This is a genomic window from Dactylosporangium sp. NPDC051485 (assembly GCF_040682015.1).
Taxonomy (GTDB): Bacteria; Actinomycetota; Actinomycetes; order Mycobacteriales; family Micromonosporaceae; genus Dactylosporangium.
Map to the genome: position 1 here is coordinate 25,199 of NZ_JBFAZW010000117.1, position 7,427 is coordinate 32,625.

At 76.4% G+C, this 7,427-nt stretch carries 7 protein-coding genes; 3 read left to right on the plus strand and 4 right to left on the minus strand.

Annotated features, from left to right (window positions below):
* Positions 1-525 carry an AAA family ATPase gene (locus tag AB0M46_RS42740; protein ID WP_363345754.1) on the minus strand — a complete coding sequence of 175 codons (525 nt, stop codon included), beginning with the start codon at positions 523-525 and terminating at the stop codon, positions 1-3.
* Positions 526-554: 29 nt separating this feature from the next.
* Between AB0M46_RS42740 and AB0M46_RS42745 the strand changes: the two genes are divergently transcribed.
* Positions 555-1,421: a 2-dehydropantoate 2-reductase gene (locus AB0M46_RS42745; RefSeq protein WP_363345756.1), complete on the plus strand. Its 867-nt coding sequence runs from the start codon at positions 555-557 to the stop codon at positions 1,419-1,421.
* Positions 1,422-1,440: 19 nt separating this feature from the next.
* Here AB0M46_RS42745 and AB0M46_RS42750 read toward each other — a convergent pair whose 3' ends face one another.
* Positions 1,441-2,631 carry an MFS transporter gene (locus AB0M46_RS42750; RefSeq protein ID WP_363345758.1) on the minus strand — a complete coding sequence of 397 codons (1,191 nt, stop codon included), beginning with the start codon at positions 2,629-2,631 and terminating at the stop codon, positions 1,441-1,443.
* Between the two features lie 59 nt (positions 2,632-2,690).
* Between AB0M46_RS42750 and AB0M46_RS42755 the strand changes: the two genes are divergently transcribed.
* Positions 2,691-3,662 carry a winged helix-turn-helix domain-containing protein gene (locus AB0M46_RS42755; protein WP_363345760.1) on the plus strand — a complete coding sequence of 324 codons (972 nt, stop codon included), beginning with the start codon at positions 2,691-2,693 and terminating at the stop codon, positions 3,660-3,662.
* Positions 3,663-3,916: 254 nt separating this feature from the next.
* On the opposite strand, the gene AB0M46_RS42760 is transcribed toward AB0M46_RS42755, so the two are convergent.
* On the minus strand, positions 3,917-4,507 hold the full coding sequence (locus AB0M46_RS42760; RefSeq protein ID WP_363345762.1) for a TetR/AcrR family transcriptional regulator: 591 nt from the start codon (positions 4,505-4,507) through the stop codon (positions 3,917-3,919).
* A 58-nt stretch (positions 4,508-4,565) separates the two neighbouring features.
* On the opposite strand from AB0M46_RS42760, the gene AB0M46_RS42765 reads away from it, so the two are divergent.
* Complete coding sequence (locus AB0M46_RS42765) at positions 4,566-6,002, plus strand: MFS transporter (protein ID WP_363345764.1); 1,437 nt, start codon at positions 4,566-4,568, stop codon at positions 6,000-6,002.
* On the opposite strand, the gene AB0M46_RS42770 is transcribed toward AB0M46_RS42765, so the two are convergent.
* The coding region (locus AB0M46_RS42770) for a family 16 glycoside hydrolase (protein ID WP_363345766.1) at positions 5,900-7,427 on the minus strand (1,528 nt) is incomplete at its 5' end. The two genes, AB0M46_RS42765 and AB0M46_RS42770, sit on opposite strands and share 103 nt — an antisense overlap.

A 7,427-nucleotide genomic window follows, 5' to 3' on the forward strand; every position in this document is an offset into this window, starting at 1 on the left:
TCACGCCGCGGCGATGACCTCGGCCACCTGGGCCACCCGGTGTTCCAGGGGCGCCGGGGGTACGTCGAGCAGCTCGTAGCCCAGGTCGCGGTACACCTCGGCGTGGATGCGCTCGAAGCGCTCGGACTCGGCGAGGCTGATCCGGCGGGCCGCGGTCGGGGTGATGAACCCCATCAGCCGCACGAACAGCACCCGCCGCTCGTAGGTGGATTCCCGGGCGATCCGCTCCGCCTCGGCGACCAGGGCCCGGGTCGGCGCCACCCCGAAGTAGGCGGCCAGCGCGAGCGTGCAGACGGGGGAGCGGTCGAAGACCTGCAGCGCGCCGGTCGCGGCCAGCTGCCGCTCGCGCTGGACGGCGACGATCCGGTCCAGGAACGCGGCCGAGTCGGCCTCCAGCTGCGGCGTCTGCCCGATCACGTCGGTCGCCGCCTCGGCCACCACCACGTGCCCCCGCCGGCGCAGCGCCTCCGCGATCGTGGTTTTGCCCGCGCCGGGCGCTCCCGTCAGGATGTACCTACGCATCATCGCCGCCTCCATGCGGTTAGGTTGGTCGGATGTCGAGCGTTGCGATCGTCGGGCCGGGCGGCGTCGGTGGCCTTCTCGGCGGGGTGCTGACCCGCGCCGGCCACGACGTCGTCTACGTGGCCCGCCCCGAAACCGCGGCCGCGCTGCGGGAGGGCGGCCTGCGGGTGCGCAGCGTGCAGTTCGGGGATTTCGAGGTGCCGGCCCGGGCCGTCGGGATGCTGTCGGACCCGGTCGACCTGGCCGTCGTGGCGCCCAAGGCCACGTCGCTCGGGCCCGCGCTGGACCGCGTCCCGCCGGAGCTGGTGGACGTGATGCTGCCCCTGCTCAACGGCGTCGACCACATGGTGGCCCTGCGGGAACGATACCCCAGGGCGCGCGTGGTCGCCGGATCCATCAGCGTGGAGTCGACGCGTGTCGCCCCGGGCCGCATCGAGCACACGAGCCCGTTCTGCACCGTCCAGGCCGCCGGTCCGGGTGCCGATCTCGTCGCCGAGGTCCTGGGCGGTGCGGGCTTCGAGGTGAAGGTCCGCGACACCGAGGCCGGCGTGCTGTGGGACAAGCTGGCGCTGCTGGCGCCCATGGCCCTCATCACGACCGCCGCGGGCGCGAGCGTCGGCCCGGCGCGAGAGGCCCTCCGCGACGACCTCGAGCAGATGGTGGTGGAAGTGGCGGCGGTGGCCAACGCGAGCGGCGCGAGCATCGACCCGGCGGCGATCCTGGCCATCGTGGCCCAGCTCCCGCCGCAGATGAAGTCCTCGATGCTGCGCGACGCGGAGGCGGGCCGCCCGTTGGAGCTGGACGCGATCGGCGGCTCGGTCCTGCACGCGGGCGCGGCACTGGGCATCGCGACCCCGGTGACGGCCCGTGTGGTGGCGCAGCTGCGCCGCGCGGCCTGAGGACGCCCGGCGGGACGGTTCAGCCCGAGCTTGCGAGTGCCGGCGCGGGCGCGGGGGTGCGGCGCAGCGGGCGGGCCAGGGCGGCGGAGACCGCGATGGACGCGCAGGCCATGGCGACCATGGCGTGGGCGGGGGAGAGGTACTGCGCCACGACGCCGGCCACGGTCGCGCCGGTTGCCTGCATCGTGAACATGCCGGCGCTGTGCAGGCCCAGCGACTGGCCCCGCAGGTCGTCCGGGGTCAGCTCGACGAGGCGGTCCTGCAGCAGGAGGCTCCCGCAGTACCCCACGGAGGCCACCGCCACCAGCAGCAGCGCCACGGGCAGTGCCGGAGTCGCGGCGAACAGCAGGTAGGGCGCCGCCAGCAGCAGCTGCACCGGCGTGGTGAGGGGCCGGCGCCAGCGGCGGGGCAGCGCGCGGCCGGCGAAGGCGTCCCCGGCGAGCATGCCGAGCGCGGCGGCGACGAAGAGGGCGCCGGCGGCCGTCGGGGAGAACGGCACGAACAGCGCCTCGCAGCCGACGATGAGCCCGTTGGGGACCCACAGTCCGATGTAGACGGCGCGGCGGGCCGGGTCGGACAGCAGGCGGCGGTTGCCGGCCCAGGTGGCGCGGACGGAGGCGCGACCGGTGGCCCGGGGCGGGCGGCGGGACAGGCCGAACCGCGCCGTGAGGGCGCCGACGAGGCAGAGGGCGGCGCCGATGAGCAGGACCACCGACGGGGAGGTCGCGGCCAGCAGCGCCCCGCCCGCGGCGAAGCCGGCGATCTGCATGGCGCCGACGGACATGTTCAGCAGGGAGCGGCCCAGCAGGTACCCGTCGGCCGGCAGGATCTCCGCGAGCAGCCCGTAGCGCACGCCGCCGCCGACCGAGGCGGCCAGGCCCTGGGCCAGCACGACGGCCAGGACGGCGGCCACGGGCAGGCCGGGGACGGCCATGAGGGCGGTGCCCAGCCCGGTGAACGCGGCCAGGCCCGCCAGCGCCGTGCGGGCCGGGAGGCGGTCGGCCGCGGACAGCAGCGTCAGCGCGCCGACCACCTGGGCGAACGACGAGCCGAACATGCTCAGCGCGCTCAGCAGCGGCGAGCCGGTGGCGCCGTAGACCAGGGTCGCGAGCGCGATGCCGGACACCGTGCCCGCGGCGACCTGCGCGGAGACGGTGGCGAAGAGCGCCGGGAACTCCGGGATGGCGAACAGCTCGCGGTACGTGCGCATGGTCCGCAGCCTGCGGCACGCGCGGGCCCGGGCGGTAGAGTTTCGGTTGGAGGCGAAACGTGGGCGTGTGGCGCATCGACGCCGACGTGCTGGCCGGCAGCCGGTTCGTGGTGTCGCCGATGGTGGAGACGATCGGGTGCCTGGCCGCGCTCAACGGGCTGCACCGGGTGTCGGCGAGCCAGCGGGAGTGGCTGGCCGAGTACGGGCCGCAGTTCCGGGCCCGCTGGGCGGCCGACCCGTTCGCGCTGCCGTTCCTGCGCGACGCGATCCGGCCCGGCTGGCTGGCCGACTTCCTGGTCAAGCCGCCGCACGGCGGCACGCCGCGGTTCGCCGCGGAGCTGGAGCGGGTCGCCGCCACCACCGACGAGCAGGCCCGGCGGGACATCCTCGAGACCATGGACCGGCCGCTCGCGCCGGTACTGCATGAGGACGGGCTCGTCGCGCGGGCGGTCGAGCTGCTGGACTGGGTGTGGCGGCACGCGGTCCGCCCGGGCTGGCCGCGCCGCCGCCGGGTGTTCGAGGCCGACATCGTGGCCCGCACGGAGCGGCTCGGCAGCGGCGGCTGGGCGGCGGTCCTCGATGGCATGCGTCCCGGCATGCGGTGGCTCGGCGACGGCCGGCTGCAGATCAACGCGTACGACTACCCGCCCCGCGACCTGACCGGCACCCGCCTGCTGTTCGCCCCGACCACCTCGCAGCGCGGCTGGGTGAGCTGGGAGGAGGGCGTGGACCTGCACGCGATCATCTATCCGTGCGCCGGCTGGCTCGCTCAGGACCCGGATGTCGTACCGCCCGGAGCCCTCGCCCGCCTCATCGGCCCGGCCCGGGCCCGGATCCTGATGCTGCTCGCAGCGCCGAAGAGCACCACCCAGCTGGTCGCCCTGACCGGCCAGACGCTCGGCTCGGCCGGCGGCCACCTGCGGGTCCTGCGCGACGCCGGCCTGGCCGACCGCCGCCGCGCGGGCCGGTCGGTCCTGTACTACCGCACCGGCCTGGGCGACGCCTTGTGCCGGGATCAGGCGCCGGGGTAGGCCGGCAGCGGGCGGTGAGCCGGTCGGCCTTGTCATGCCGCGCCCGGTGCCGGGATCAGGCGTCGAGGTAGGCCCGCAGCGGGCGTGAGCCGGTCGGCCATGTCATGCCGCGCCCGGTGCCGGGATCAGGCGTCGGGGTAGGCCCGCGGCGGGCGTGAGCCGGTTGGCCCTGTCATACCGCGGCGACCGGGCGGGTCAACGCGCGGCTGAACCGGGTCGAGCCGCGCCGGCGCGGGCGGCGCCCTGCGCCGGGATCAGGCGCCGAGGTAGGCGCGCAGCAGGCGCTTGAGCTCGGCCAGCACGAACGGGTCGCCGGCCGGGTCGGTGCGGAAGGCGCGGTTGAGCAGGCACTCGGTGACGTGGATGGCCAGCAGCAGGCGCGGGGTCAGCTCGGCGTCGTCGGGCCGGCCGTAGTGGCCGGTCACCGTGCGCCGCAGCCGCTCGGCCAGGTCGGCGTCGTTGCGCGCGCCCGCGCCCGGCGCCACGAGCAGGGTCTGGCTGCCCAGCGACACCTGCCGGTAGCCCGGCTCGTCGCGGAAGAAGGCGGCAAAGGCGTCCACGATCGAGTCCACGAACGCCCCGAGCGTCGGGGGCGGCGCCGCGACCAGGTCGTCCATGAGCGCGAGGACCTTGTCCAGCCAGCTGTCCGACAGCGCGAGGAAGATCGCTTCGCGGTCCGGGAAGAACCGGTACAGCGACCCGACCGACACCTCGGCCCGCTCGGCGATGAGCCGGGTGCCGATCTCGTCGAACGGCACCTCCTGCAGCAGGGCGGCCGCCGCGGCCAGCACCCGGTCCCGCTTGTCGCGGCTGCGGCGCTGCTGGGGCTCGGTCCGGGTGCTCATGGCCGCTCGATTGTCGCACGCTTGACGGCGAGGCCGAAACTGAACCAGACTTTGGTTCATGTTTGCCCGGAACTTCACCCTGCTGTGGCTCGCCGCGGTCACCTCGGCGCTGGGCAACGGCATGCGCTGGATCGCCCTGCCGCTGCTGGCCGCCGGCCAGAGCCGCGACCCGTGGACCATCTCGCTCGTCACGGCGGCCGAGCAGGTCCCGTGGCTGCTGTTCGGCCTCGCCGCCGGGGCCCTCGCCGACCGCCACGACCGGCGTGCGCTCGTGCGCCGCAGCGACCTCGGCCGGGCCGCCGCCGTGGCCGCGTTCGCGGTCGCGGTGGCCGTGGGGGAGACCCCGATCGTGCTCATCGCCGCCCTTGGCTTCGCGCTGACCTGCGGCGAGGCGGTGACGAGCGCCGCCACGGCCGCCCTGCTCCCCGCGGTGGTGCCGCCGTCGCGCCGGGCCACCGCCAACGGCCACCTGATGGCCGGGGTGCAGCTCACCGACGCCCTGATCGGCCCGTCGGCCGGCGCCGCCCTCTTCGGGCTCGCCGCCTTCGCCCCGTTCGCGCTCGACGCCGCCACCTTCGTCGTCTCCGCGCTGTGCGTCACCCTGCTCCGCCTCCCAGCCGCCCCCGCCGCGGTGCCCGAGGCGCGGTCGGGCGTCCAGCTCCCGGCCGCCTCCGCTGTGGTGCCCGAGGCGCGGTCGGGCGTCCAGCTCCCGGCCGCCTCCGCTGTGGTGCCCGAGGCGCGGTCGGGCGTCCAAGTCCCGGCCGCCTCCGCTGTGGTGCCCGAGGCGCGGGCGGGCGTCCAAGTCCCGGCCGCCTCCGCTGTGGTGCCCGAGGCGCGGGCGGGCGTCCTGGACGGGCTGCGGTACCTCGGGTCCAGCCGGGCGCTGCTGGCCCTCTGCCTGTTGCAGGCGGCGACGACCCTGGCGTACACCGGCGTCCTCGCGGTGCTGGTGCTCTTCGCGGGTCAGGCGCTGGGCCTTGGCGCGACGGGCTTCGGGCTGCTGGTGGGCGCCTTCGCGGTCGGCGGAGTGGCCGGCGGGCTCGGGGCGGGCGCGCTCGCGCGGCGGCTGGGGGCACGCCGGGGGATGGTGATCGCGTACGCGGCCGGTGCCCTCGGCGTGGCCGGCTTCGGGCTGGCGGGCGGGCCGGTGTCCGGGGGCCTGCTGGCCGCGGCGCTCGGCCTCGCCTCCACGTCCGGCGACGCGGTCGCGGCGGCGATGCGCCAGGGCCTGGTGCCCGACGCGTACCTCGGGCGGGTCACCAGCGCGTTCCGGCTGGTCGGCCTGGGCGCCGCGCCGCTGGGCGCGCTCGGGGCCGGGGCGCTCGCCCACGCCCACGGGCTGCGCGCCCCTTTCCTCGCCGGGGGCGCGCTGATCGCGGCCGGGCTGCTGCTCTACGCCTTCATGACGGTGAGGTCGTCGAGGTACACGTCGGTGTCCTTGCCGGCGAAGCCGAGCGTGCCGGAGGAAGGCAGGGAGCCCTTGTCGTCGGAGTAGTCCACGAACAGCCGGCCGTCCACCGCGATCTGGTAGTGGCCGCCCTTGGCCACCACCCAGACGTCGTACCAGCGGTCGGTCGCGAACTGGCGCGGCGCGCTCTTCGCGGCGGTGCCCCCGTCGGCGGTGCCCCGCCCGTTGAGCGCGCCGGGGCCCACCTCGACCTGCTTGCCGGCCGCGGAGAGCGCCGCGCGGACGTACCGGCCGTCGCCGATGCGCAGCATGACCTCGGCGGTGCCCTCCTTGTCGAGCTTCATCCTGAAGTGCACGGCCACGTCGGACGGCACGTCCCGCACCAGCTTGATGGTCGACCAGCCGGTGACGTCCGGGCTGCCGAACAGGGACTCGCCGTCCGTGCTCCAGTTGCCGGCGACCCGGTTCCAGGCCTTGGCGTCGAGGCGGCTGTCGAAGGTGTCCTGGAACAGCTCGCCGTTGCCGGTGTACGACCACGGCGTGCCGTTCGACCCGTCGCCGCCGTTGTCGCCGAGCAGCCGCACGGCGGCGAAGATCCCGCCGCCCACCAGCAGCACCAGCACCACCACCGCGGCCGCGACGATGACGCCCATCCGCCGCTTCGGCCTGGACGCGGGCGCACCCGCGGGAGGCGGCGCGAACGGCGGCGTCGAGACGGGCACCTGCATGTCCGTGGCCGGGGCCGCGAAGGGCGGCACGGGCGCGGGTGCCTGCATGTCCGTGGCCGGAGGCGCGAAGGGCGGCGTCGAGACAGGTGCCTGCATGTCCGTGGTCGGGGGCGCGAAGGGCGGCGCGGGCGCGGGTGCCTGGATGTCCGTGGTTGGGGGCACGAAGGGCGGCGTCGGGACGGGTGCCTGCGTGGCCACGGTCGGCGGTGCGGGATCGGGCTGGGCGGACACCGGTGGCGCCGGTTGCGTGTGGGCGCCGGGCGAGGGCGCCGCGTACCCGCCGCCCTGGGCCACCACCAGCTCGGGCTGGTCGGACACGATCGGCTGGACGCCCAGCGCCCGGTGCAGCACCGCCGCGGCAAGGGGCAGCCGGGCCCCGCCGCCCACCAGGTACACCGCGGCCAGCCCGCCCGGGGCCACCCCCGCGCCCTGGAGCAGGCCCTGGACCATCTGGGCGCCCGCCTCGAGCGCGGGCCCGGCCATCCGGTCGAACTCGTCCCGGGTCACCTGCACCTGCGCGTTGGCCAGCGGCACCAGCAGGGCGGCGGCGGGCTGCGCCGACAGCTGCTCCTTGGCCGCCCGAGCCCCCGCCCACAGCTGCTGCCCCGCCCCCAGGTCGGCCGGCTGCCGCGGCCGCTGCAGCCGCTCCCAGGCCTCCGGCGCGGGGACCAGCGCGCCGGCGTGGCGCACGACCGCGGCGTCGAGGGCGAGGCCGCCGGCGCCGGGCAGGCCGGCCAGCCAGGCCGCCCTGGCCCCGCAGGAGAGCAGCTCGACGTCGTCGGGC

Bases quoted from the DNA above. Each gene is read 5' to 3' on its own strand.
- AB0M46_RS42740 (WP_363345754.1), bottom strand. From the start codon at position 525: ATGATGCGTAGGTACATCCTGACGGGAGCGCCCGGCGCGGGCAAAACC.
- AB0M46_RS42765 (WP_363345764.1), top strand. From the start codon at position 4,566: ATGTTTGCCCGGAACTTCACCCTGCTGTGGCTCGCCGCGGTCACCTCG.
- AB0M46_RS42760 (WP_363345762.1), bottom strand. From the start codon at position 4,507: ATGAGCACCCGGACCGAGCCCCAGCAGCGCCGCAGCCGCGACAAGCGG.
- AB0M46_RS42750 (WP_363345758.1), bottom strand. From the start codon at position 2,631: ATGCGCACGTACCGCGAGCTGTTCGCCATCCCGGAGTTCCCGGCGCTC.
- AB0M46_RS42745 (WP_363345756.1), top strand. From the start codon at position 555: ATGTCGAGCGTTGCGATCGTCGGGCCGGGCGGCGTCGGTGGCCTTCTC.